This window comes from Qipengyuania intermedia, assembly GCF_019711615.1.
Classification (GTDB): domain Bacteria; phylum Pseudomonadota; class Alphaproteobacteria; order Sphingomonadales; family Sphingomonadaceae; genus Qipengyuania; species Qipengyuania intermedia.
This window is the reverse complement of sequence record NZ_JAIGNS010000002.1, coordinates 206,277-230,644: the sequence shown is the minus strand read 5'-3', so window position 1 is coordinate 230,644 and position 24,368 is coordinate 206,277. Positions and strand designations below refer to the sequence as shown.

Annotated in this window: 23 protein-coding genes and 1 tRNA gene; 11 read left to right on the top strand and 13 right to left on the bottom strand. The window is 62.8% G+C overall.

Going from position 1 to position 24,368, the window contains the following annotated elements; genetic code table 11:
- Positions 1–3: 3 nt before the first annotated feature.
- Complete coding sequence (locus K3179_RS07445; RefSeq protein WP_221563615.1) at positions 4–729, bottom strand: energy transducer TonB; 726 nt, start codon at positions 727–729, stop codon at positions 4–6.
- Between K3179_RS07445 and K3179_RS07440 the strand changes: the two genes are divergently transcribed.
- Positions 649–3,609: an ATP-binding protein gene (locus tag K3179_RS07440; protein ID WP_221563613.1), complete on the top strand. Its 2,961-nt coding sequence runs from the start codon at positions 649–651 to the stop codon at positions 3,607–3,609. The genes K3179_RS07445 and K3179_RS07440 overlap by 81 nt on opposite strands.
- A gap of 84 nt (positions 3,610–3,693) precedes the next feature.
- Here K3179_RS07440 and K3179_RS07435 read toward each other — a convergent pair whose 3' ends face one another.
- The 3 genes from K3179_RS07435 to K3179_RS07425 all read right to left on the bottom strand — a co-directional run bounded on the left by K3179_RS07435 (position 3,694) and on the right by K3179_RS07425 (position 8,939).
- Positions 3,694–6,387: a TonB-dependent receptor gene (locus K3179_RS07435; protein ID WP_221563603.1), complete on the bottom strand. Its 2,694-nt coding sequence runs from the start codon at positions 6,385–6,387 to the stop codon at positions 3,694–3,696.
- 267 nt (positions 6,388–6,654) lie between these two features.
- Positions 6,655–7,596, bottom strand: a complete 942-nt coding sequence (locus K3179_RS07430; protein WP_221563601.1) for an isopenicillin N synthase family dioxygenase — start codon at positions 7,594–7,596, stop codon at positions 6,655–6,657.
- A gap of 14 nt (positions 7,597–7,610) precedes the next feature.
- On the bottom strand, positions 7,611–8,939 hold the full coding sequence (locus tag K3179_RS07425; RefSeq protein ID WP_221563599.1) for a NupC/NupG family nucleoside CNT transporter: 1,329 nt from the start codon (positions 8,937–8,939) through the stop codon (positions 7,611–7,613).
- Between the two features lie 137 nt (positions 8,940–9,076).
- Here K3179_RS07425 and K3179_RS07420 point away from each other — a divergent pair, with 137 nt between their 5' ends.
- Entirely contained in the window at positions 9,077–9,766 is a 690-nt protein-coding gene (locus tag K3179_RS07420; protein ID WP_221563589.1) for a queuosine precursor transporter, read from the top strand.
- Here K3179_RS07420 and K3179_RS07415 read toward each other — a convergent pair.
- From K3179_RS07415 to K3179_RS07405, 3 genes are read right to left on the bottom strand one after another with little or no spacing between them, the layout of a single operon-like run.
- Positions 9,763–10,278: a DUF421 domain-containing protein gene (locus tag K3179_RS07415; RefSeq protein WP_221563587.1), complete on the bottom strand. Its 516-nt coding sequence runs from the start codon at positions 10,276–10,278 to the stop codon at positions 9,763–9,765. The two genes, K3179_RS07420 and K3179_RS07415, sit on opposite strands and share 4 nt — an antisense overlap.
- Before the next feature lie 32 nt (positions 10,279–10,310).
- Positions 10,311–11,297 carry a radical SAM protein gene (locus K3179_RS07410; protein ID WP_221563585.1) on the bottom strand — a complete coding sequence of 329 codons (987 nt, stop codon included), beginning with the start codon at positions 11,295–11,297 and terminating at the stop codon, positions 10,311–10,313.
- Positions 11,294–12,709: a dihydrolipoyl dehydrogenase family protein gene (locus K3179_RS07405; RefSeq protein ID WP_221563583.1), complete on the bottom strand. Its 1,416-nt coding sequence runs from the start codon at positions 12,707–12,709 to the stop codon at positions 11,294–11,296. The genes K3179_RS07410 and K3179_RS07405 overlap by 4 nt, the downstream gene beginning before the upstream one ends.
- 104 nt (positions 12,710–12,813) lie before the next feature.
- Between K3179_RS07405 and K3179_RS07400 the strand changes: the two genes are divergently transcribed.
- Positions 12,814–13,827, top strand: coding sequence for an SDR family oxidoreductase (locus K3179_RS07400; RefSeq protein WP_345722363.1), 1,014 nt, complete (start codon positions 12,814–12,816; stop codon positions 13,825–13,827).
- Here K3179_RS07400 and K3179_RS07395 read toward each other — a convergent pair.
- Both K3179_RS07395 and K3179_RS07390 read right to left on the bottom strand, forming a co-directional pair.
- Positions 13,824–14,546: a glycosyltransferase gene (locus K3179_RS07395; protein WP_221563581.1), complete on the bottom strand. Its 723-nt coding sequence runs from the start codon at positions 14,544–14,546 to the stop codon at positions 13,824–13,826. The genes K3179_RS07400 and K3179_RS07395 overlap by 4 nt on opposite strands.
- The gene (locus K3179_RS07390) at positions 14,543–15,118 is read right to left on the bottom strand and encodes a TIGR04282 family arsenosugar biosynthesis glycosyltransferase (RefSeq protein ID WP_221563579.1); all 576 of its coding nucleotides are present in this window, start codon (positions 15,116–15,118) and stop codon (positions 14,543–14,545) included. The genes K3179_RS07395 and K3179_RS07390 overlap by 4 nt, the downstream gene beginning before the upstream one ends.
- An 83-nt stretch (positions 15,119–15,201) precedes the next feature.
- Between K3179_RS07390 and K3179_RS07385 the strand changes: the two genes are divergently transcribed.
- From K3179_RS07385 to K3179_RS07355, 7 genes are all read left to right on the top strand, one after another.
- Entirely contained in the window at positions 15,202–16,230 is a 1,029-nt protein-coding gene (locus K3179_RS07385) for a mannose-1-phosphate guanylyltransferase (protein ID WP_221563577.1), read from the top strand.
- Positions 16,227–17,027, top strand: coding sequence for a class I mannose-6-phosphate isomerase (locus K3179_RS07380; protein WP_221563575.1), 801 nt, complete (start codon positions 16,227–16,229; stop codon positions 17,025–17,027). Before K3179_RS07385 ends, K3179_RS07380 begins: the two co-directional genes overlap by 4 nt.
- A 121-nt stretch (positions 17,028–17,148) precedes the next feature.
- Positions 17,149–17,655, top strand: a complete 507-nt coding sequence (locus K3179_RS07375; RefSeq protein WP_221563573.1) for a 2Fe-2S iron-sulfur cluster-binding protein — start codon at positions 17,149–17,151, stop codon at positions 17,653–17,655.
- Positions 17,652–18,638, top strand: a complete 987-nt coding sequence (locus K3179_RS07370) for an FAD binding domain-containing protein (protein ID WP_221563571.1) — start codon at positions 17,652–17,654, stop codon at positions 18,636–18,638. Before K3179_RS07375 ends, K3179_RS07370 begins: the two co-directional genes overlap by 4 nt.
- Positions 18,635–20,824, top strand: a complete 2,190-nt coding sequence (locus K3179_RS07365) for a xanthine dehydrogenase family protein molybdopterin-binding subunit (protein ID WP_221563569.1) — start codon at positions 18,635–18,637, stop codon at positions 20,822–20,824. Before K3179_RS07370 ends, K3179_RS07365 begins: the two co-directional genes overlap by 4 nt.
- The gene (locus tag K3179_RS07360; RefSeq protein ID WP_221563567.1) at positions 20,824–21,675 is read left to right on the top strand and encodes an XdhC family protein; all 852 of its coding nucleotides are present in this window, start codon (positions 20,824–20,826) and stop codon (positions 21,673–21,675) included. Before K3179_RS07365 ends, K3179_RS07360 begins: the two co-directional genes overlap by 1 nt.
- A complete protein-coding gene (locus K3179_RS07355) occupies positions 21,662–22,225 on the top strand; it encodes a nucleotidyltransferase family protein (protein ID WP_221563565.1) in 564 nt (187 codons plus the stop codon). Before K3179_RS07360 ends, K3179_RS07355 begins: the two co-directional genes overlap by 14 nt.
- Positions 22,226–22,231: 6 nt before the next feature.
- Here K3179_RS07355 and K3179_RS07350 read toward each other — a convergent pair whose 3' ends face one another.
- A complete protein-coding gene (locus K3179_RS07350) occupies positions 22,232–22,609 on the bottom strand; it encodes a TetR/AcrR family transcriptional regulator (RefSeq protein WP_221563563.1) in 378 nt (125 codons plus the stop codon).
- A 122-nt stretch (positions 22,610–22,731) separates the two neighbouring features.
- Positions 22,732–22,807, bottom strand: a tRNA-Lys gene (locus tag K3179_RS07345).
- A 267-nt stretch (positions 22,808–23,074) separates the two neighbouring features.
- On the opposite strand from K3179_RS07345, the gene K3179_RS07340 reads away from it, so the two are divergent.
- Positions 23,075–23,503, top strand: coding sequence for a putative colanic acid biosynthesis acetyltransferase (locus tag K3179_RS07340; RefSeq protein WP_247712908.1), 429 nt, complete (start codon positions 23,075–23,077; stop codon positions 23,501–23,503).
- Here K3179_RS07340 and folK read toward each other — a convergent pair.
- Positions 23,460–23,957: a 2-amino-4-hydroxy-6-hydroxymethyldihydropteridine diphosphokinase gene (gene folK / locus K3179_RS07335; protein ID WP_221563559.1), complete on the bottom strand. Its 498-nt coding sequence runs from the start codon at positions 23,955–23,957 to the stop codon at positions 23,460–23,462. The two genes, K3179_RS07340 and folK, sit on opposite strands and share 44 nt — an antisense overlap.
- Positions 23,944–24,366, bottom strand: a complete 423-nt coding sequence (locus K3179_RS07330; protein ID WP_221563557.1) for a hypothetical protein — start codon at positions 24,364–24,366, stop codon at positions 23,944–23,946. Before K3179_RS07330 ends, folK begins: the two co-directional genes overlap by 14 nt.
- Positions 24,367–24,368: the final 2 nt, after the last annotated feature.

Below are 24,368 nucleotides of genomic sequence, written 5' to 3'. Positions count from 1 at the left end.
ACCCTAGTTGAAGAACCGCTGCTGGTAATAGAAAGGCGCCGCGACCGGCTGCCCTTCCGCATTGCGCGCTGGCTCGAAGCGGAGTTGCTGCAGGGCCAGTTCGCACACCTTGGCATCGGTCTCGGGAAACGGGCTGGGTCGATAGATCGAACAGCTCGTGGCGCGTCCTTCTGCCGACACTCGCAGTTTGACGATTACGGACTTGCCGATCCGCGCTTCCCGCCCACCCGGCGGAATGGGAAAAGCACTCGCATCGGTAATCGCGCGCACCAGCACCGGCTTGGTGGCCGCAACGCCGCCTTGTCCGCCTCCGCCACGCCCGGCTCCCGTTCCCGTGCCGCTTCCCGCAGCGCCGGTCCCGGTTCCGCTATCGGTGGCTCCCGAATCGGTTGCCGTACCGGTCGATGAAGCGCGCGGGACCGGTCGGTCTTCGCGAACCTGTTGCCTCGGCGTCGGCGCGGTAACCGGTTGAGGCACCGCCTCGCGCCCCGGATCGCCCTGCGCCCCCTCGTCCGGTTGCGGCTCGACTTCCGGGGTTTCCTCCGGCGGCGCAGTGACGGTTACCGTAAATGCGGACACCACTTCGCGTTCGACAGTCGCGACCACACCCGGTGCCAGGCTACGTATCAGTGCGTAGAAGATACCGATGTGAATCAGCAATATAAGCAGGATAACCCAGCCGTTGGGCCGTCTCTTCTGGGTGCTGAACCGGGAGTTTGCTTCGCTCATTGCCTCTCAACGGGAAAACGGGAGGGCGCGTTCCACGGCCCGGAAGGTTCATTACCGAACCTACGAGGAGATGCCATTATCGCAAGTCTTCCATCGAGTACCGCACTGTTCGGGGGTCTGGCCCTTCCCGACCGCAAGAGCCTGATTACCGGCCTGGTCGGCTTTGCCGGCTTCGCCCTGCTGGCTTTCCTCAGCATCGAACTTACCCGCGGGGACGGTCGCATTGCGGTAGTGTGGTTGCCCAATGCTCTGGCCGTCGCTGCCCTGCTGCGGTTGAAGGTTCGCCACGAGCGAACGGTAGTTGCGGCGCTGTTTGCCGGTAACACCTGCGCCAACCTTTTCGTCGGCGATGCACTTGCGACTGCCATAATGCTGTCCATCGCGAATATGGTCGAGATCGTCATCGCACTGTACCTCGTGCGAAGGCTCGCCAGCGCGCATCCGACAATGGACGACACGAGCGACCTGCTATGGTTCGTACTCGGGGCCGGCCTGATCGCGCCGCTGGCTTCCGCGACCGTCGCATCGCTCGCGCTGGCCGGTGGGAATGGCACTTCGCTTTCGGGAGTCCTGCAATGGGCGGCCTCCGATGCGCTGTCGATGGTGATCATCGCTCCCGCGGTCCTTGTCCTGTGGGATGCGTTGGCGAGCCCGCGCTGGCTTACGCGCAGGGAGACGGGCGAGTGGCTTGTGCTTACCCTGCTCGGCACCTCGATAACCTTGATGGTCTTTGCCCAGACCTCCTACCCGCTGCTCTTCCTCATCCCCCCCATCATCATCTGCCATGCCTTCCGGCTGGGAGCGCTCGGCACGGCCTTTTCGGTGATGAAGGTCGCCACGATCGCCATCCTGGCCACCCAGTGGGGAACCGGGCCGATCAACCTCCTGCCCATGCCCCTGCATGCCCAGTTGCTCGTGCTGGAAGCGTTCGTTGCATCCTCGGTGCTGGTCGGCTTCCCGGTTGCCGCCATCCTTTCGACGCGCAAGCGCCTGACGGACGAGATGGTAGCCGGACGCAAGCAGCTTGCCCTGCTGACCGAGAATATCACCGATGCGATCCTGCGCTACGACCTGCACGGCGTGTGTACCTACGCCTCGCCCTCGGTCGCGCGGGTGCTCGGCGCACCGCCAGCCGATTTCGTCGGCATGACTACCGCAGAGCGTGTCCATCCCGAAGCCCGGAACGTAATCGCCCGGACCGAGGAAAGGCTGCTGTCCGGCAAGAGCAGGAGCGAGCGTTTTACCTACCGCCGTTTCCTCGACGGTCCCGAAGGAGAGCCCGTCTATATCGAGGCAGACTGCGCCATCGCCTATGATCACGCGACCGGCGAGAGGGAAGGTATCGTCGTGTCCGCGCGCGACGTGACCGAGCGGGTGGAGCTGGAGGGCAAGCTGAAGCGCGCCATGCGCCACGCGGAAAACGCAGCGCGGGCCAAGGCCCAGTTCCTCGCCAACATGAGCCATGAAATCCGCACCCCGATGAACGGCGTGCTCGGCTTTGCCGATCTGCTCGCCCGGATGGAGCTGGATCCCGAAGCGGAGCGATATGCCGAACTCATCGCGCGCTCGGGCCGGTCGATGATGATGTTGCTCAACGACATCCTGGACATTTCGAAGATCGAGTCCGGCCAGCTGGTGATCAACTACGAGACCTTCGATTTGCCGCGTCTCGTCGAAGACTGCGCCGGCCTGTACATGTCCGGGGCAAAGGAGAAAGGCATCAAGCTCGGCGTATCCTGTCCTCCCGCCCTTCCCCGGCATATCCAGAGCGACCCGCTGCGACTGCGCCAGATCTTGCTCAACCTCATCGGCAATGCGGTCAAATTCACCGAAAGCGGGGCGGTAACGGTAAGTGTCCTGCAAGAGGAAGGGCGTCTGGCGATCGCGGTCGAAGACAGCGGCATCGGCATCGATCCCAAGCGCTTCGAGCACATCTTCGATCCGTTCATCCAAGAGGAAGCGAGCACGACCCGGCGGTTTGGCGGCACAGGCCTCGGCCTATCGATCTCGCGCCAGCTGGCGGAATTGCTCGGCGGTGATCTGACCGTCGATTCCATGCCGGGCATCGGCTCGCGCTTTATGCTGCGCATTCCCCTGCAGGAGGTCGATCTCGACGGGATGACCGATGAGACACAGGAACGGCGTGCCGCAAACAGGCTCGCTCCGCCGCCGTCGGCCAGCGTGCTGCTGGCTGAAGACCACGATGTGAACCGGATGCTGGTAAGCGCCATGCTCGAACAATTGGGACAGCGCGTGACCGTGGCGCACGATGGTGCGGAAGCGGTGAAGATGACCCTCGACGCAGCGCAAAGCGATGCGCCCTTCGATCTCGTCCTCATGGATATCCAGATGCCGGGCTGCGACGGCTACTCCGCCACGCGGACGATCCGCAAGAACGGCGTCCCGTCCAGCCAGCTCCCCATCATTGCCCTCACCGCAAATGCGTTTCCGGAAGACATCGCGGCTGCGCAGGAGGCGGGCATGCAGGCCCACCTGGCAAAGCCCCTCGTTTTCGAGGAATTGACTGCCGCCCTTGCCCGGTGGCTGCCTGTCCGCATAGTGGCCGATGATCCGGGTCTGCGGCCGCCGCGCCCTAAGGCAGAGCCTGTGCGGAAGCATTCGGCGGAACTGCTGGAACGCTGGAGCGAACGGCGCACCGAAGCGCTGGCGGCTGTCAGCGCAGCCGTCGAGCACAACAAGTTGGAGGGGGTGCACATTGAAGAACTGGCCCGGACGGTACACAAGCTGGCCGGGACTGCCGGCATGTTCGGCGAAGAAACGCTGGGGGAGAAGGCTGCAGCGCTGGAGCGGGCACTGCGTTCCGGCGTCGAACCTGTCGTAAGGCGAAGGCTTGCCGAAGACCTGCTGGCGACCGCCTGAGCGATCGGGCATATCCGAGCGGCAAAGAAAAAGGGCGGCCCCCGCTGTGGGAGCCGCCCTCTTTCGTTAGCGGATCGTCAGGACTTAGTAGCCGATGATCAGCGAGATGCTGCCGGCACGCGGAGCGCCGATCTGGGCGAAGCCGAAGTCGTCCAGCGAACCACCGAAGTAGCCGATGTAATATTCATCGAACAGGTTGGTGAGGTTCAGCTGGATCGCCGCGTCGCCACCGGTGGCGAATTCACCGAGCACGATGCGGGCGTCGAGATCGACCGTCGTGTAAGCCGGAGCCTTCGAACCGTAGTTGTAGCTGACTTCCGAACCGTCGGGACCAAACTCTTCGATCACGTCGAGGTTGGTATCGTTCAGGTAACGCGGACCAGTGTGCTTGAACTGTGCGCCCAGTTCCAGGTCGCCGAAAGCGATCTGGCCGCGTGCACCGAACGAATAGGTCGGCGTACCCGATTCCGACTTCCCACCGGTCGGCAGGAATTGGATGTCGCCAACCGCATTACAGCTGTAGAACTCTCTAGTGACTTCGAACTGGTTGCAGGTGCCGTCAGCCACGTCTTCCGCGATTTCGGAGTCGTTGTACGATCCGAAAACGTAGATGAGCGAGTTACGGGTCGGGCGGTAAGCGATCGAGCCGTCGAGGCCCCACTTATCGACCTTGCCGAGGTTACGATAAACGAATTCACCTTCACCGTTGTTCGCTTCCGGATCGAAAGCGGTCGCGAGGCGGTCGTTGTACTTCGTGTACCATGCGCCGAACTGGGCTTCGATGTCACCGCTCTGGTAACGCAGGCCGAGGTCGAAGCTGTCGGTCGTTTCCGGAACCGGGCGAGCGAACGCATCGTCTGCGAGATACAGCGAGTCGTACAGCGGGTCGGTACCGGGGACCGAAAGGCCCTTCGCGTAGTTGGCGAACACCGACATTTCATTGCTGAAGTCGTAGGTGAAGCCGACGTTCGGCAGCAGCTTGTCGTACTTATAGGTACGCGAGAGCGGTGCCACATAGTCGGGATTCGAAGCCTGATAGACCGAAAGGTCCGAGTTTTCATTCGGACAGTCGACGAAACCACCGGCGGAAGTGGTGAAGCAGTTCTGGTTCAGCTCGCGGGTGAAGAACGGAGCGCGCAGAGCGAGCTTCGCCTGGAAATCACCGAAGCGGCCGACATATTCTGCCGAAACCTGGTGCAGGATCGCGTAGGACAGACGATCGCGCTTGTTCACTTCGTTGCCGTAAACGTCGAGCAGCGGCTTATCGATCGCGAAAACATCAGCCGGTTCGCCGTTCTGCAGCATGGCAGTGATCTGGCCGGTCTGGCGGTGACGCGCGCGGTCCCAGGTGTAGGTGAGACGTGCACGATGATCGTCGGCGATTTCGTAGATTAGGTTGGCGATCACGCCGTAACGCTTGGTCTGCGTCTGGCTGGGATCGTTACCTGCGATTTCGTCGATCAGATCGCTGTCGCCATTGAGGTCGCGACCGAAGTAGTAACCGCCGCCGAATGCACCGGTGAGAGCCGGAGTTCCGTTATCGGTGGTCGTGCAACGACCGAAGTTACGGTTGTTCGGATCGTCGATTACGTAGCAGAAGCCTTCACGAAGATCGTCGGGGCCACCACCGTTTGCTTTGACGTACTGGTAGCTCGGGTCGAAGGTGAACGTCAGCTTGTCGCTGATCGTGAAGCGCGATGCACCGCGGATGTTACCCGTGTCGGACGGGTTGTAACGACGGTAGAACGCTGCACCACAACCGTTGCGGTCATCGTAGTCGATGCCTGCGCCCGGGCTGCCCGAACCGCCGACTTCATAAGCGATGACGTTCGAGTTGCTGGCGCAGGGATATTCACCCGACAGGCGATACAGCTCGAAACGCGATTCCTTGCCGCTCGTGCCGAGGGTAGCCTGGACGAGATCCGCGAGGTCTTCATCGCCGAGGATGATGAGATCGCCAATGCTTTCGGAACCGGCGAAGTTGTTGCGGTTCTGGTTGTAGTGACCCGAAACGGCAACGAAGTCGCCATTCGAACCGATGTCCTGCCAGATACGACCGTTGAACTGCGTCTTGTTGACGCGGCCATACGGGTTGTAGGGAACGCCGTAGGTCGTGTAGCTGACCGAACCGAACATCTTGGTGCCCATGCCGGTCATGTCGCCGCTGTCGAACATCACGAAGCCGCGGGTGTAGATGGTGTCTTCCGCACCGCCGGCGAGCACGTCGCCGAAGGTCATGGTCGCCACAATGCCGGCGTCTTCGCTGGGTTCGCGGGTACGGATATTGATCGTACCGCCGGTTGCCGAAGCGGTCGGGCTATCGACGTCGGTCGTACCGAGGTTGACGTTCACTTCTTCGAGAACTTCGGGGTCGACCTGCTGGTTGGTGTAGAGGGCGTAGTTACCCGAATCGTTCAGCGGCAGGCCGTCGAGCGTCTGCGACACGCGGTCCGCACCGAAGCCGCGGATGGTGAAGCCACCGCCCGAAGAACCCCAGGGGTCGTTGTTCTGGAAGCTGACGCCGGGAACGAGGTTCACGATGTCGTTGACCGTCTGGCCGGGGCGCTGGCGACGGATGATCTCTTCGTTGAGGACCTGCTTCGCCTTGGTGGTGTCGGGAATTTCGACGCCGCCGACGCCATCGTCACCGCGACCGGTAACGACGATTACATCGTCTTCTTCAAAGTCGATCGAGCCGGTCGACTGGGCTGCTGCGGGCATCGCGCCTACCGCTGCGATACCAGCCACCGAGGTGGCCAGGAGATATTTGAACTTCATCGAGAAGACCCCTTCGTCTCTTCGGGTGTGAATTTGCTTTGTTGGAAGCGCAGCCCCGCTAGGCCGTGCATGTTTCCGCAAAGCGTTGGTTTTATGACAGAGTCAAGACAGCCACCCACACCCCTGATTCACCATGGCAACACTCGCCATTAAAGGTCGATAAAACAGTGGCTTAGGTGCGTTGCAAAATTGCACCACCGGGGAAAATTTTATGCTTTGAGGCGCGGCGGCGCAAATCCCGCCCCGAAAATTGCTGCAACGCAGCAATCAGGCCAGATTGATCTCGCGCAGGCGCTGCATGAGGAAATCATGGCTCGATATGGGTTCGGGATGCGCATCGGGGCGCTCGGGATCGATGCAGCTTTCCAGCGTCTCGATCGTGTAATCGGGACGGAAATGCAGGAAGAAGGGCATCGAATAGCGTGCCCGGTACGCCGCTTCACCGCGCGGATTGACCACGCGGTGCGTTGTCGAACGCAGCTTGCCGTTGGTCAGCCGGTCAAGCATGTCGCCGACATTGATGACCAGCGCGCTTTCGGGCACGTCCACGGCCTTCCACTCGTCCTGCTTGGTCAGCAGTTCGAGACCGGCTTCTTCCGCACCCAGCAGAAGGGTAATCGTGTTGATGTCGCCATGTGCGGCAGCGCGGATCGCGCCTTCCGCCTCTTTACCTTCCAGCGGCGGATAGCGCAGCAGGCGCATCACCGAGTTGCCATCCTCCACGGTCGCCGCAAAGAAATCTTGCGGCAGTCCGAGATGCAGCGCAATCGCTTCGAGGACACGGCCGCCCGCTTCTTCGAATGCGGAATAGAGTTCGCTGAAGGTCTGGCGGAAACCGTCGACTTCGCTCGGCCAGACATTGTCGGCCATGTATTGCGAGAGCGGATGACCTTCGGGCAGTTCGCGCCCGACGTGCCAGAATTCCTTCAGGTCGTGAACGTTCGCGTCCTTGGCTTTTTCCGTACCGAACGGCGTATAACCGCGCGCACCTCCGCCGCCCGGGATGTGGTAGGCCTTCTTCACGTCGTCGGGCAAGGCGAAGAACTGCTTCGACAATTCTTCGGCCCGGTCGATCAGGTCCTGCGGGATGCCGTGATCGCGGACGACGGCGAAGCCGTATTCCTGGAAGCTGCGGCCAAGTTCGTCGGCAATGGATGCGAGCGGCTGTGCCAGGGACACAACCGCAATGTCGGTGTTCGAGTCGGTCATAATGAATGCGGCCCTTAATACGGCAGGAATAGTCCCGCCAGTGCTGCGCTCATCAGATTGGCAAGGCTACCGGCGGCAAGCGCGCGGATACCGAGCTTTGCGATCACGGGTCTTTGATTTGGCGCAAGACCGCCCGTCACCGCCATCTGGATTGCGATGGAGCTGAAATTCGCAAAGCCGCAGAGCGCGAAAGTCACGATGGCGCGGCTGCGGTCGGTCAGGATTGCGGCATCCATTGCGCCAAGTTCGATAAAGGCGACGAATTCGTTGAGCACGATCTTCGTGCCGAACAGCCCGCCTGCAGCACCGGCCTGGTCCCAAGGAATGCCGATAAGGTACATGACCGGCGCAAAGACGAAGCCGAGCAATTGCTGGAAGCTGATGTCGGGATAACCGAACCAGCCGCCGATCCCGCCGAGGATGCCATTGGCCAGTGCAACCAGCGCGACAAAGACCATGACCATCGCACCGACGGCTACCGCCAGCTTCACACCCGTCTGGGTACCTTGCGCGGCAGCCTCGATGACGTTCGCCGGCTTGTGGCCTTCTTCGAAAGTCTCGGCCACTTCGACTTCGTGCGGACGTCCGCTTTCGGTGAGCGCTGCCGGTCCATCGCCGCTGATACGGGCATCGGGCAGCTTGACCTCGGCCAGTTCGGCCGCGTCCTTTGCAAGGTCGCTTTCGTCGTCGGGCATGATGATCTTGGCCATCAGGATGCCGCCCGGCGCGGACATGAAGGCCGCCGCGAGGAGGAACGGCACCGCTTCGGCACCGATGAAGCTGGCATAGGCTGCCAGGATCGTGCCCGCGACACCGGCCATGCCGACGCTCATCAGCGTGAACAGGCGGCTCGGCGTCAGCGAAGCGAGATAGGGGCGCACGACCAGCGGGCTTTCCGACTGGCCGACGAAGATGTTCGCCGCACTGCCAAGCGCCTCGACCTTGCTGATGCCGGTGATCCAGCCGATCGCGCCGCCGACCCAGCGCACCAGGCGCTGCATGATGCCCCAATGATAGAGGATCGACACCAGGGCAGCGAAGAAGATGATGACCGGAAGGGCGGCGATCACGAAGGTATTGGTGAAGGGGTTCGCATCCATCGGTCCGAAGATCGCGGTGATACCGGCCTTCGAATAATCGAGCAGGGCAATGACGCCGTTCGACATCGCCTGGATCGCTTCGACACCCCAAGGGGTGCGCAGGACGAGGAGCGCCATCAGCGCCTGGAGCGCGAAGGCGGCCCCGACGACGCGCAGCTTGATGCGCCGCTTGCCCGTCGAAAGCAGGAAGGCGATGAAAAGTATCGCGAGGATACCGAGAGCATTGATAAGGAAAGGCGGCATTGCGGACCCCTTCGCGATGCGACTAGTTGCGGATGAAATTAGCCGCTACCTTGCGCGGCGGCTCCGCTTAGTCAATTTTCGCGCGCTCCGCCAGCTTCGGCTGTCACCAGTTTGTAAAGATCGGCCCCAATCCAGACATGACCGACCACCCGGCCAATGAAACCCGCCTTGCCGCAGCATCCATGCCGCTGGGCCTCTTTGTATTCCTCGTCCTGTATGGCGGCCTGACCGTTATCGCGGGCGTCCTCGCCTTCAAGCAGGTGCAGCTGTGGCCGACCGAGCTGGCGGTGGAATCGGGTATCTTCGCGTTTCTCGGCCTGGTCGTGATTTCGAGCACGATCGCCCAGCTCTACGGAGAGAAATTGGCGCGCAGGCTGGTCTGGTGGGGTTTCCTCCCGCTGGCCGTCTCGGCGGCACTGATCTTTCTGGTTATGTCGCTCCCGGCCTCGCCGGAAATGCTGGAATATCGCAGTGCCGATCTCGACGCGTTCAACACTGTGCTGGCGCAAACGCCGCGCATCATGGCGGCAGGGCCTGCAGCCTATATCGTCTCTCTTCTGCTCAACGTGTGGATATTCTCCCGCCTGCGCGGCACCGGTGAAGCCAATACGCTGGGGCTCATGGCGCGCGGGGCCATCGCATCGGCGCTGAGCCAGGCCATCGATTCGGTGATCTTCGTGACTCTGGCCTTCTACGGCCAGTTCGACATCACGCCGCTCCTGATCGGTCAGGTGCTGGCCAAGGTCGCACTTAGCATCGTCCTGGTGCCGTTCCTCATCACAGGCGGCGTGGCGCTGGCGAAATACCTCGACAAGAAGACGCTCTAGGCTTCCTCGACATCCTGGGTGAGGCGCTCGTCGAGCGTCTCCCCGTGCAGGACCGACACGTCTCCGGTTGCCTCCAGCACGACTGCGCGAACCTCGTCGAAATGCATCACATTTGCCTCGCGCAGCTTCGCGATAAGGTCGCTGTGTGCCACGCGGGTCTTGGCCAAGGCTTCCTCGTCGATCACTCCATCCCGCATCAGGTAAACGGGGCAATTCTGGATCGCGGCCTCGATGGTTTCCGACTGCCGTCGCAGGAGAGCCGCAGCGACTTGCACGACGAACAGCATCGCCACCCCGACTAGGATCTGCACATAGGCGCCCCACTCGGTGACCTGGCTCGCGCTGGCGAGCAGCGAGCCGAGTGCGACGGTCATCACGAAGTCGAAATTGGTCATCTTGGATAGCGAGCGCAATCCGACGATGCGGATCACGAGAACTATCCAGACGAGGGCGAGAGCGGTGAGGATTGAACCGCGCGCGACGATATCGAGCCATTTGTCATCGAAGAACATGGTCCCTCAACGGCCACCGGACAATTTGGCTCCTAGGCAGAACAGCTGGCCCCGCCGAGCACGCAAAACCGAGCGCAATGGGGATGGTTGAGAGGGACCTCCTGCGTCGCCTCTTCAATGGAGGTGCCGAGCAGGAATTCAGGATCGTAAGGGATCAGGGTGCAGGCAGCGACTTCCGGGGCATCCTTGCCCTTGCGATGGACCACCATGCGGCTGGTGGCGCACATGATGTCGGACGGCGATTTCCCGAGAATGTCCCAGCACGCCGTCGTGATCTCCGCGATGTCCTTGCCTGCATCCATCTCGGGAAAGAGGACCAGCCGTGCTAGATCGTATGCGTCGATGGCTATCCCTTTGGCCTCGAACAATCGGGCGTAGGCTATGCGCGCGTCCTGTTCGCCTTCAAGTGGCAGCAGGCGCCCCGCGACAGCGATCGAAAATCCGTTGGCCGATAGCCATTCCAGCCCGGCCATCGCTGGCGCCCAGCTGTTTGCCCCGCGCTCTCCCTCGTGAACGGTCCGCGAGTGATGGTCGAGACTGACGCGCAAGGTCAGCTTATCGCCATAGGCCTCGCGCAGCTTCAGCAGATGCGCCTCGTGCCGCCGCATGGGCCGCATCGCATTGGTGAGGATCAGCACCTCGAAACCGCGGGCGAGGCTGTCTTCCAGCATGGCGGGGAAATCGGGGTTCATGAAGGGCTCGCCGCCGGTGAACCCGATCTCGCGCGTGCCCATCGCCTCCGCTTCGTCGAGGAAGCGGGCGGCATCACTCGCGGCGAGATAGATCAGCGCATCATTGGTCGGGCTGCTCTCGATATAACAGGTCGCGCAAGCGAGATTGCACAGCGTCCCGGTGTTGAGCCACAGCGTATCCAGCTTCGTGAGCGGGACACTCGCGCGCGGCTCGCCCTTTGCCGTCCATTGCGGATCGGAAAACTTTTCCGCCGGCAAGAGGTCGCCCGCCACCGCAAAGGGTGACGGCCCGGCCGGCGCATTGCGCATCCTTGCCTGCTTGCTCATCCCAGTCGGCGCCGCATGGAGGCGAGGAAACCGGCCCATTTCTTCGGGATCGGGCCGAACACGGTCGGCTCCCACGCCTGAAATGCGGTTGCCTTCGTGATCTCGCTACGGGTGGGATAGGCAATGATCGCGGAACCGAGCGCGAAGGTGCTGCTCTTGCCGGTGATCGTCTGGCTGAACGGCAGGAGCAATTCGCCCACGTTCTTGCCCACGAGGCTGGCACCGACCACTTTCTTGCCCTTGAACAGGACCTTCACCTGCCCCTCGTCATTGCCTTCGGTGAGAGCGCGTTCGTTGTCATGGAAGCTTTCGGTCACCACACGGATTGCATCGCCATGTTTTGCCCGCGCTTCGGTTTCGGTGAGGCCGATCTGGGCCACCTCAGGTTCGGTATAGGTGCACCAGGGAAGCGCGGTGTAATCGACCTTGGTGGGCACACCGAGCGTGATTTCGAGCGCCACGTTGGAGCCCTCATAGCCCGATACGTGCGTAAGCCGGGGACCGTCGCGGCAATCGCCGATCGCATAGATGCCTTTCACGGACGTGCGGCGTCGCTGGTCGGTGATGATGCCGCCCTTGCCCATCTCGACACCGATCTCCTCCAGCCCGAAGCCCGTGCAGTTCGCGGTGCGTCCGGTGGCAATCAGGAGATGCGAACCGGCGATCGTTTCGTCACCGAGCGTCAATTCCACCGCACCGGCAGAACCGGTGACGGCCGAAGCAAGCCCTTTGACGAACCGGACGCCCTCGCCTTCCATGGTCTCGCGCACGATAGCGACGCTGTCGCGGTCGTCGCGGCCCATAAGCTCGCCCGGCTCGACCACGGTCACCGCGCTGCCAAGGCGCCGGAAAGCCTGCGCCATTTCCATGCCGATGACGCCGCCGCCCACGATAACGAGATGGTCGGGCAATTCCTCGATCTCGAAGATATTCTCATTGGTGAGATAGGGGACGCTATCGACGCCTTCGATAGGCGGAATTGCAGGCTTGGACCCGGTAGCGATGACGATCCGCGGAGCACTCAGCGTGCGCCCGGCGACCTCGACGGTTTGCGGCCCCGTGACGCGCGCCCAGTCGCGAATGACCTCGCAGCCCATTTCCTCGAACCGTTCTTCGCTGTCGTGCGGCTCGATCGCGGCGATGGCATCGCGGATGTGCTGCTGTACCCCGCGCCAATCGACCTTGGGCGCGGCGAGCGTGATGCCGTAACGTTCGCTTTCGCGCGCCTCGGCAGCACGCTTTGCGGCAGTGATGAGGGCCTTGGAAGGGACGCAGCCGTCGTTGAGGCATTCGCCGCCCATCTTGCGGCCTTCGATCAGCGCCACGTCGAGGCCGAACAGCGCACACCCTCCGGCGGCCGTCAGACCTGCAGCACCGCCTCCGATTACGATAACGTCATGCGTAAATTTCATTGCTTGTCCCGTAACCGAATTTGATCAAGATGCGAACTTTCTCGCAATCTCCTTTCCATTCGGCGGAAAAATCCCATCGGTTACATCTTGCGAAAGCGCGGCACGTGAGAGTGCTGGTCACGGGCGCGGCCGGCCTTCTCGGCGGCGAGATCTGCGCGCGATTGGCGCGTGAGAGGCACGAGGTCACCGGACTGGTACATCGCAATCGCGACATTCGCGCAAACGATGGCTCGCCGGTCGACATTGCGACTGTTGCTGGCGACGTCTCTGTGCCGCGGTTCGGTTGGGAGGAAGGCGAGTTCGCCCGGTTGGCCGCCAGCCACGACCTCCTGGTGCATTGCGCAGCAACGGTACGCTTCGACCTCGACGAGGCGGACTATGCCGCCGTCAATGTGGACGGAACGAAGCACGCGCTGGCGCTTGCCCGGCAGGGCGGGATGGACTTCCTACATGTGTCGACCGCCTATGTTTGCGGCAGGCGCGACGGCACAATCCTGGAAGGCGACCCCTTGCCGGAGGCCGGTTTCGCGAACGGTTACGAAGCGAGCAAGGCCGCCGGAGAGCGGCTCGTGCGCGCTTCCGACCTGCGCTGGGCGATCGCCCGTCCGTCCATCGTGGTCGGCGCGCACGAGAGCGGCGCGATCCGCCAGTTCGACACCACCTACGCCGCCTTCAAGCTGATCGCGGAAGGGCGGGTAAAGCATATGCCCGCGCGCGCTGGCGCAACGCTCGACTTCGTGCCGATCGATCATGTCGCGGCTGGCATAGCGGCTCTGGCGCTCGCGATGGAGCAGGCCGCCGGCCAGACCTTCCATCTCGTTTCGGCCCAGCCTCTGCCGGTCACGGATTTCACCGGCGCGATTGGCGATTTCGCGCAATTTCACGAGCCCGAACTGGTCGAGCCCAGCGCATTCGACCCGGCCACTCTGCCTGCATTGGAGAGGCGCTTGTTCAAGCGTGTAGCCGGCCTCTACGCCAGCTACTTCCAGCGCGATCCCCATTTCGACGATGCGAATGTGCGCGAGGTCCTGCGCATGCAATGCCCGCAAACCGGCCGCGCCTATATCCGCCGCCTCATCGAACACTGCATAGACGTGGGCTTCCTGCCTGCGGACTAACGCACGTCGGGATAGTGTTTCGCCATGCGCGAACGCAGGCCGAATGCCCACAGCATCCCGACCTTGAAGTAGATCCAGTTCGCCTTGAGCGCCCCCCACTCTGCTATGCGCCGGTCGGAGGTGTAGACCCTACGCGGCACCATGCGCACCTTGCCGAGGCGCGCGAACTTCACGCAGAGATCGGCCTCTTCCATCACCGCATCGCCGGGCGTGCAGCCCCCGATGGTGAGAAAGTCGGCTCGCCGGAAAAACATCGCGTGATCGCCGAACAGCAACCGCACGCCTTGAAAGAAGCGATGCGGCCGCGTCAGCAGGGGCGCGTACCAGGTCTTGGCCCAATTATGCACGGTGGTGCCCCAACGGGTTTTTTCGGGTCCGCGAATGACCGGTGTGAAACTGGCAAGGGCAATGCCGCAATCTGCCAAGGTGTTCTCGATAACCTCGACCATATCGCGCGGGGGCAAGGTATCGGCGTGGACGACACATAGGTTTTCGGAAGTCGCCGCTTCGACGCCGGCGTTGATCTGCCTGGCACGCCCCCGTTCGGCGGAAAGGATACGCCATCCCGCGTCTGTCGCGATCTGCACTGTCTCATCGGCGCTTCCGCCATCGACAAGCAGGATTTCGGCCGGACGCGGCTCGAGCTCGGCGAAACGGGCGACCAGCGCCGGGAGGGCCTTGGCCTCGTCGAGCACCGGCACGAGAAGCGTTGTGCTCACTCGTATTCCGGCCAGGCAGCCAGGTCTTCGGCAGTATCGATATCGGCCAGTTCGGGAAGGATGGCCGGACCGATACCGCGTGCCGCCAGCCGCACGAGCGTTTCCGGCAGGACCTTGGGGGTGGACCATTCCATGTTGTCGAAGAGGAACGGCATCCGTTCCCGAAAGCCGATGAGGTAATAGCCACCATCGTTTGCCGGACCCAGGACCACGCTGCGATCTTCGAGCGCCCCGGCCGCCGCCTGCAACAACGGCACGCTGATGCCGGGGCAATCGCTACCGATCAGCAGCGCAGGCCCTGCGACAGCGGCCATTTTATCGCCAAGATCGCCCTTTCCCTGGTCAACCACTGCGATGTCGGTGCCGAACAGGTCGTGGAAGGCCGCGATCTCGCCGCCGGTGACCCGCAGTTCGAAATCCAGGCCGCTGTCCTTTGCAACCTGCACCGTGTGAGCAAGCAAACGCGCATAGATTCGCGCCGCCCCCTCGGGCCCCAATGCGGGAATGAGGCGCGTCTTCACCTCTCCCGGCACAGGCAGGCGGGCGAAGATGGAGAGCTTGGGAGAGAACATCTTCGGTGTCGTAACGAATGCCCGCAATCGAAGGCAAGTAAACGATGACTTGCCGATGATGCGCTGCTAGTCGCCGCGCAATCATGTCGATGATCAATCCCATCATTCTCAGCGGCGGGAGCGGGACGCGCTTGTGGCCGCGCAGCCGCCGCAGCCACCCGAAGCCCTTCCTCCCTCTGCTCGGCGATCGCACGCTGTTCCAGCAGGCGCTGGATCGTGTCTCGGATACTGCCTCTTTCGCACAGCCCATGATCGTCGCCGGCGAAGCGCATACGCGTTTCATTACCGAGCAGGCAGGACAGCACCGCCTCGTCGTCGAACCGGCCGCGAAAAATACAGCGCCCGCCATCGCCCTCGCCGCCAGCCTCCTGCCGCGCGAGGCCATCATGCTCGTGTGCCCCAGCGACCATCACATCGCCGATGAAGCGGCCTTCCTTGCCGGTGCCCGCAAAGCCGCATCGCTGGCCGCTGACGGCAATCTGGTCAGCTTCGGCATCGCGCCCGATCGGCCTGCGACGGGTTACGGCTACATCAAGCTTGGTGACGTATTGGGCGAAGGCCACCGGATCGATCGCTTCGTCGAGAAACCCGACCTCGAGCGCGCACGCGAATTTCTCGCATCGGGCGATTACGTCTGGAACGGCGGGATATTCGCGTTTCAGGCGGGCGCGTTCCTCGACGAGCTGGCGAAGCACCGGCCGGAGATGGCCAAAGCGGTCGCAGCCGCTGTCGAGGGTGGCAGCTGGACGGACGACCGCTTCGATCCCGATGCAGACCGCTTTGCAGCAATCGCTGGCGAAAGCGTCGACTACGCCGTGATGGAGAACACGGCACAGGCTGCAGTCGTCGCAGCCGACATGGGCTGGTCCGACATCGGCGACTGGAACGCGCTTTTCGAAGCTCGCGCGACCCAAGTTGGCGGCGAGAACGTCGTCTCCGGTCCTGCCGAGGTAAAATCGGCGAAGACCGTTATGATCGATACCGACGGCCCGCGCGTTTCGCTGGTCGGTTTCGACAATGCCATCGTGGTCGTCGACGGCGACGAGATACTCGTCCTCAATCGCGATTACGCGCAGGAGGTCGGCAAGCTGGAAGGGGCAACGAACCAATGAGTTCGGGGCATCTGCCGATCAAGAGCGTCGAGAAGGTGTGGGGCATGGACGATCTCCCCGCTCCTTTCCACCAGGACGGCCAATCGGCGCGGATCGGCGAAATCTGGTTCGAGCCGCCGCCATCCATGGCCGGGCTGCTCGTGAAATACCTCTTCACCAGCGAAAAGCTGTCGGTGCAGGTGCACCCGCCCGCCGGAGCCAGCCCTACCGGTCGCGGCAAGGAGGAATGCTGGCTTATTCTCGACGCCGAGCCCGGAGCGAAACTGGCAATGGGCTTCGTGCGCGAAGTGTCCGAAGACGAAATGCGTGCTGCTGCGCTTGATGGGACCATCGAGGAGTTGCTCCACTGGCGCGAGGTCAGCGCCGGCGATTTCTTCTACATCCCCGCAGGCACGGTGCACGCAATCGGTGCGGGACTGACCTTGCTGGAGGTGCAGGAGAACACAGATATTACCTATCGTCTCTACGATTACGGGCGCCCGCGCGAGCTGCACCTCGCCGAAGGCCTGAAAGTCGCCAAAGGACTCCCGTATTCCGACGAGCTGGCACGAACGGTTCCCGCAGATCGCGAGCTGATGCTCGTCGATGGTCCCCGCTTCACCCTCGCGCAGGTCATCGGGCAGCCTTCGCAGTACATCGCGTCCCGCTTTACCGGCACCGTTCAGGTCATGCCGCTGTCCGGGTCGGTCGCAATCGGCGACAGCCGGGTCGAACCCGGCCAGAGCGCGCTGGCCGACACGCTCGACGATGTCGCGTTCGATGACAGCGCACGGGTCATGATCGCACGCGCCGCCTGAACCGGAGCGGCGCTGGCGCCTGGCGAGGCGCTGTCCTCCTTCAGGCCGCTCCCGCAAACTTTTTTCGCAGTCATCGGACACCCCCGGCTTCCCGATAGTTGGGAAAGCAAAGGAGGCGATTGTGTCCGATACTATTTCCGTCAACGGCAAGCAGCACAGCCTGCCGTCAGATCCACGAACCTCGCTGCTCGACTTCCTCCGCCACGATCTCGGCCTGACCGGCACAAAGAAGGGATGCGACCATGGTCAGTGCGGCGCCTGCACTGTCATCATCAACGGTATCCGGATCAACAGCTGCCTGACCCTGGCAGCCATGCATGATGGTGACGAGGTCACGACGATCGAAGGACTGGGCACGCCAGAGAATCCATCGGTGCTTCAGAAAGCTTTCCTCGAGCATGACGGATTCCAGTGCGGCTATTGCACGCCCGGGCAGATCTGTTCGGCAACGGCCATGCTTCAGGAAATCGCCAATAATTGGCCGAGCGACGCGAGCGAAAGCCTCGAAGGTGAAATGGCAGCTACCGGCGAGGAAATCCGCGAACGGATGAGCGGCAATCTGTGCCGCTGCGGCGCCTATGCCAACATCGTCGCGGCGATAAGCGAAGTGGCGGAGGAGAGTGCATGAGACCGTTTTCCTACACTCGGGCGAGGACGCTGGACGACGCCGCGCAGCTTACACATGACGACACCGCCGTTGCCATAGCAGGCGGGACCAACCTCCTCGACCTCATGAAACTGCAGGTCGAAACGCCGGAAACGCTCGCCGACATCAATCGCATTGGCTTTGGCGGGATCGAGGACACTGACGACGGCGGCCTCTCGATTGGCGCCCTGGCGTCCAATACGGAAACCGCCGTTCACCCGCGGGTACGCTCCGACTACCCGGTTCTGGCGCGCGCGATCCTGGCCGGCGCGACCCAGCAATTGCGCAACAAGGCCACCACCGGCGGCAATCTGTGCCAGCGCACACGCTGCTTCTACTTCACGAACATCGACCAGCCCTGCAACAAGCGCGAACCGGGAAGCGGCTGCGGCGCGATCGACGGCATTGCAAAGCTGCACGCGGTGCTCGGGACGAGCGATCAGTGCATCGCAACCTATCCCGGGGACATGGCGGTTGCGCTGAGCGCGCTCGATGCGCAGGTCGAGATTGCAACGCCGAACGGCGATACACGCAGGGTGCCGGTACGCGATTTTCATTGCCTTCCCGGCGACACGCCCTGGCGCGAAAACGTGCTTGAAAAGGGAGAGCTCATCACGGCAGTCACCTTGCCCGCGCCTGTCGGCGGCACCCAGATCTATCGCAAGGTACGCGAACGCTCGTCCTATGCCTTCGCGCTCGTATCTGTCGCAGCCATCATAGAGATCGAGGACGGCAAGTTTACGCGCGCTGACCTCGCATTCGGTGGTCTTGCCCACAAGCCCTGGCATGATCCGCGCATCACCGATGCTCTGGTGGGGACGGTCCCCTCGGACGAAATCTTCGACAAGGCCGCGGACATCCTGCTGGAGGATGCGCGCGGGTTCGGCGAGAACGACTTCAAGATACCGCTGGCCCGGCGAACGCTGCACGCCGTCCTGCAGAATGCGACGGAGGCCGCGGCATGACCGTACATTTCAAGCAAGATAAGCCGGACGACAGCAACCGCCTCGACGGGATGAAACAGGGCGTGCTCGGCAAGCCTCTCCCCCGCGTCGAAGGCATGGCCAAGGTGACCGGCACCGCCCCTTATTCTGCCGAATATCCGATAACCGATTGCGCCGAAGGCGTGCTCGTCACATCGACGATCACACGGGGCAAGGTCCTCTCGATCGACAAGGATGCGGTGCTTTCGATGCCGGGCGTGCTTGCCGTGATCGACGATCCCGCGATGACCACCCGCGCTGCCCAAGGCACCGCCGACGAGGCGCCGCAGCAGGAACCGGGCACGGTTTGTTACTGGGGGCAGCCTATCGCCCTGGTCGTGGCAGAAACCTTCGAACAGGCTCGCGATGCAGCAAAGCATCTCGGTGTCGAATATCGCGAAGATCCCGATGCTCCGCTCGATCCGCAAGCCGTCGATGGGGAAGAGCAAGAGGATGAAACCGTAAGGCAGGGCGACCTCGAACACGCCATGGCGACTGCCGCCCATTCGGTGGACGTTGCCTACACGACCAAGGGGCATGCCTCGGCGGCAATGGAACCACACGCTTCCATTGCGCAATGGGACGGCGACAAGCTGACCGTTTACGCTTCGCTGCAGATGCTGAATTACAATATCAGCGAGCTGGCTGATGCGCTGGGGATGGAAGAGGAGAACATCCGCCTCGTTTCGCGCTTCGTGGGTGGCGGATTTGGGTCGAAACTAGGCGTCAGCGAAGATGTCGTCGCTGCGGCCATCGCCGCCAAGGAAGTCGGGCGGCCGGTGCGCGTCGTCCTGTCCCGGCAACAGGTGTTCCAATGCGTGATGCGCCGTTCGGAAACGAAACAGCGTCTGCGGCTGGCGGCCGATGAGAGCGGCAAGCTGATCGGCTTCGGTCATCACGCGCTAGTCTCCAACTTGCCCGGAGAAACATTTGCAGAGCCGGTCCTGCAATCCTCGCACTTCCTTTATGGCGGCGAGAACCGTGACCTGATGCTCGAAGTCGCGCGGATTCACCGCATGACTGCGGGATCGGTCAGGGCGCCGGGCGAGGCGGTCGGCATGCCCGCGCTCGAAGGGGCCATGGATGTGCTGGCGGAGAAAGCGGGTATCGACCCGGTCGAACTTCGCCTGAAAAACATTCCCGAAGAAGACCCGGAAGAGGGCCTGCCCTTCTCGTCGCACAAGCTGGCCGAGTGCCTCAAGCAAGGGGCCGAAGCGTTCGGTTGGGACAGCGGCCCCCGCAGCCCGCGCCATACGTGCGAGGGCGAGTGGTGGGTGGGCACCGGCATGGCGAGCGCCGCACGCGTCCACAACATCGCCGAGGCCACGGCACGCGTCACGCTGAAAGCCGATGGCAGTGCCGTCGTCGAAACGGACATGACGGATATCGGCACGGGAACCTACACGATCCTCGCCCAGCTTGCCGGGGAAATGCTGGGCCTCGATCCGGCCCAAGTGCTGGTCGAATTGGGCGATACGAAGCATCCGCGCGGGCCGGGATCTGGCGGCAGCTGGGGTGCGGCTTCGATCGGATCGGCGGTTTACATTGCGTGCAAGGCGATCCGCGAAGAACTCGGCCAGCGCCTCGGTGTCGATGAAGCCGAACTCGAACTGAAGGACGGGAAAGCCGCCTCGGGAGAAAACCTGGTCTCGTTGCTCGATGGCAACGACTTGTCCCGCGAAGGGCATTACGAGCCGGGCGACATCAAAGACGATTTCACCGCCTCGGGCTTTGGCGCGTTCTTTGCGCAGGTCAGGGTCAACCGTTTCACGGGCGAAACCCGCGTCGACCGGATGCTGGGTGCCTTCGGGTTCGGCCGTGTGCTAAACCACAAGACCGCTCGCTCGCAATGCCTTGGCGGAATAACATGGAGCATCGGGGTGGCCCTGACCGAAGCGCTGGAATTCGATCCGCGCGACGGGCACCTGGTGAATTGCGACCTCGCCGAATATCACGTCCCTGTCCATCGCGACGTTCCCGACCTTGAGGTAGTCCTTGTCGAGGAGCGCGATCCGGCGGCCAGCCCGATCCAGGCGAAGGGCATTGGCGAACTCGGCATGTGCGGCGGAGCGGCTGCGATTGCGAACGCGATCTACAATGCCTGCGGCGCGCGTATTTTCGACTATCCGATGACGCCCGACCGCGTGCTGGCGGCGATGCCAGACTGATGCTCGACCTAGTTTCCGGGATTGCCCCCCGCAGCGCCGATCACGAAGCGCTGGCTGCTGCTTGCAGACCGGGCGTGGGTCTTTGTACAATCGTGGGGATCGAGGGAAGTTTCTCTCGCAGGATAGGCGCGCAACTGGCAGTGCTGCCCGATGGTTCGACCATTGGCAGCCTGGCTGACGGTTGCCTTGAGGCGCAATTGGCCGCCGACATACTCAAGGCCAGCAAGCCGGAGGTCATCCGTTACGGCGCCGGCTCGGACACAATCGATTTCCGCCTGCCATGCGGCGGCGGTCTCGACATCCTCGTCGACCCGGATCCCGATCGCACCGCATGCCGTAAGGCTATGGAGGGGCTGGAGCAACGCGCTCCGGCGAGCATCGTTTTGCCTGCCAACGGACTGCTTTCCGAGCGCCGCTACCTGCCTTCGCTGCGCATTACCGTCTTCGGCGAAGGGCCCGAGCTGGAATCTCTCGAAGCCTTATCCAAGGCACTCGGGATCGAGCTAATGCCCTACGACAAGTCGGTTCTCCATCTCGGACAAGGTGCAAGCGATTTCCGGGCCGACCGCTGGACGGCCTGCCTGTTCCTGTTCCACGATCACGAGTGGGAATTGCCCCTACTCGAACAGGCGCTTGCTTCCGACGCCTTCTACATCGGTGCGCAAGGCGGAGAAAATGCCCGAATCGCGCGTACGCTCGGGCTGGCGCGCCGCGGCCTGGCGGAAGAGCAGGTCGCGCGCATCCACAGTCCTCTGGGCATGATCCCGTCCTGCAAGACGCCCCAGGCGCTTGCCCTCTCCGCTCTGGGTGAAGTCGTCGCCCAATACGAAAGACTGCATGAAGCCGCCTGATCCCGGCGTCGCACTCATCCTGCTCGCTGCAGGTCGCAGCGAAAGGTTTGGCGGCGACAAGCTCTCGGCCATCTTCAAGGGGCAGCCGCTGTGGACATGGGCTGCGCAGGCAGCCGAAGAGGCGGGATTTCGCGATCTCTATATCGTCACGTCACCTCGCAGTTCGATCAAGCCGGGCGCCCGGTGGAATTGCGTGGTAAATGCCGAGGCAGAGCGCGGCATGGGCACCTCGATCGCGGCGGGAATCGCGGCGGCGCAGGTGCACGACCGCGTCGTCATCGCCCTTGCGGATATGCCCAGGGTGCCCCCGTCGCACTTGCGAGCACTCGCCGATGCTACTGGATCACTCTTCACCCGGCAACCCGATGGCATGGCAGGTTGTCCTGCAGGTTTCGACAAATCGGCTTTCGAGGATCTGCGTCAACTCGACGGAGATCGAGGCGCCCGCATTCTGGCATCTCGTGACGCGGCCATGATCGCGCCGGCGAACGCAGATATGCTCGTCGATATCGACCGCAAAACCGAACTCGACGCTGAAAACGCGCGTTGAATGTGATCAGGCGTTAGTGGCCTCGACCTGCGGCGAGGCGCGATGCGGCCACTGCTTCTCCAGGCACTTGGCGGCACGCCAATAGCAGAAAGTGGCAGCCGGGGTTGCGCAAGCGATACCGAATAGAGCCTGCCAGAGAGACTCCTGCCCGTACTCTGGCGCGAAATAATCCGAGAGGACACCGACCATGGTAGGCCCGAGGCCAAGCCCGATGAGGTTGATGACGAGGATGGCCTCGGCCAGCGCCTCGCGGTTATTGAAATAATACCGCAGGCTGGAAGGCTTGAGGCCGACCGTGGCAACGATATGGTTGAGCTCGAGATCGGCGATCCCGCCAACAGCAAGCGCCTCGGCTCCGGCCTGCAAGATCCGCGATCGTTTCATGCGGGCCTTTTTAGTGCGCTTGGCCGGAAGGCAAAGCCCATCGGCCAAGCCTGGCCCAACCACGTGGCCTCGGGGCCTTCGTCCGCGCCGTTGGAGAGTTTTGCCAGAGGTAAGGGAAAGGGTGGTGAGCCGTGCTGGGTTCGAACCAGCGACCTACTGATTAAAAGTCAGTTGCTCTACCGACTGAGCTAACGGCCCGACCACGAGGGCCACCTAGGCATGCTATCGCGGGTGGTCAAGCATGGTTTCTCCTGTCATCAACCGGAGCGCAATTTAAGCCGTTGCACGGCAGGCAGATGGAGCGAATACAGCTTGGAACCCCTCGACGCCCGAACCGCTCGAAGCCGTGACGGAGGGCCATCTTTCCCGCTCCGCTCACGCGTTCTTCGCGCGATATGGACGGCCTCCTGGTTCCTGTTTGCGCGCTGGACGCCGCCGCCGCTGCATGGATGGCGCGCTTTCCTCTTGCGCTGCTTCGGCGCCAGGCTGGGTCCGAAGTGCCGGGTCCATGCGAGCGCGCGAATATGGTGGCCGGGCAATCTGAGGTGCGGCGCAGGCGTCCTGATCGGTCCCGGCGCCATCATCTACAACCAGGGCCGGGTCGCGATCGGCGAGCGTTCGATCATATCGCAGCGCGCGCATTTGTGTGCCGGCACCCACGACATCGAGGATCCTGACTTCCAACTGGTTCTTGCGCCTATCGAAATCGGCTCTTCCTGCTGGGTCGCCGCCGAAGCCTTCGTCGGGCCGAGGGTGTCCATGGCAGAGGGATCGGTGCTCGCCGCAAGGGGCGTTCTGTTTACGGACACCGAGCGGTGGACCGTCTATTCGGGAAATCCCGCCACCGCCCTCAAGACGCGCGCGCCGCAAGCTGGCGCAACGTCAGCCCGGTAAGCGGATCGCGCCAACGCGGAGCAATCGTTGCTGCAGGCTGCAATACGAAGCTGCGTTGGCGGAACAGGGGGTGCGGTATGGCGAGGTCCGGCGACGCCCACGCTCCGCCGCTCCACAGGATGATGTCGAGATCGAGTTGCCGCCGTCGCCATGGGGGCCCTGTCCGCCGGCGGCGGTAATTGCTCTCTATTCCCTGCAGCTTGAGCAGAACTTGCCTGGGCTCGTCATCGCAAGCCACTACTGCCGCAGCATTGGCGTATTGGCGCTGCGAGGGGCCGATCGGGCGGCTGCGTATGATCGGCGAGAAGCTCTCGAGATGTAACCCTGCCCCTTCGATATCCGTTCGCACTGTTTGCAGGACCCGCCTCGGTCCACCGACCCCTGGAACACGCATGTTCGATCCAAGCGCGATGAGATAGCGGTGTTGCGGGCCGTTCGACTTAGAAGATCGCATTGGGCGCTGCCTTGGCGGAGAAGTCACCGAGCGTGACGCGGCGCCGACGCTTGATGAGACCTTCGATCCCGATCTCGAACGGAACCTCGATATCCTGGCTGTAATTGGCCGCTCGCATCTGCACGCAGAAGTCCTTTTCGGAGACACGGTGCGTGACGATGGCAGCCGCATGGATCAATCCGGTTTCCGCGCGGGGACGAAGCAGGGCGGCGAGGCGATCCTGCACCCCCTCCTTCCCGTCGATGGGTGCGAGGTCGAGCACGGCCAGATTGTGGATGATCCCGCTCGCCCGCAATTCGAAGATCAGCGGGAAGAAGTGGCCGTCCTTTTCGATCCGGGCCACCGCCGCTTCGAGCGCGGAGGTGAACAGGCGGTCAAGCTGACCCTGGTCGATGCCCCCATCGCCCAAGG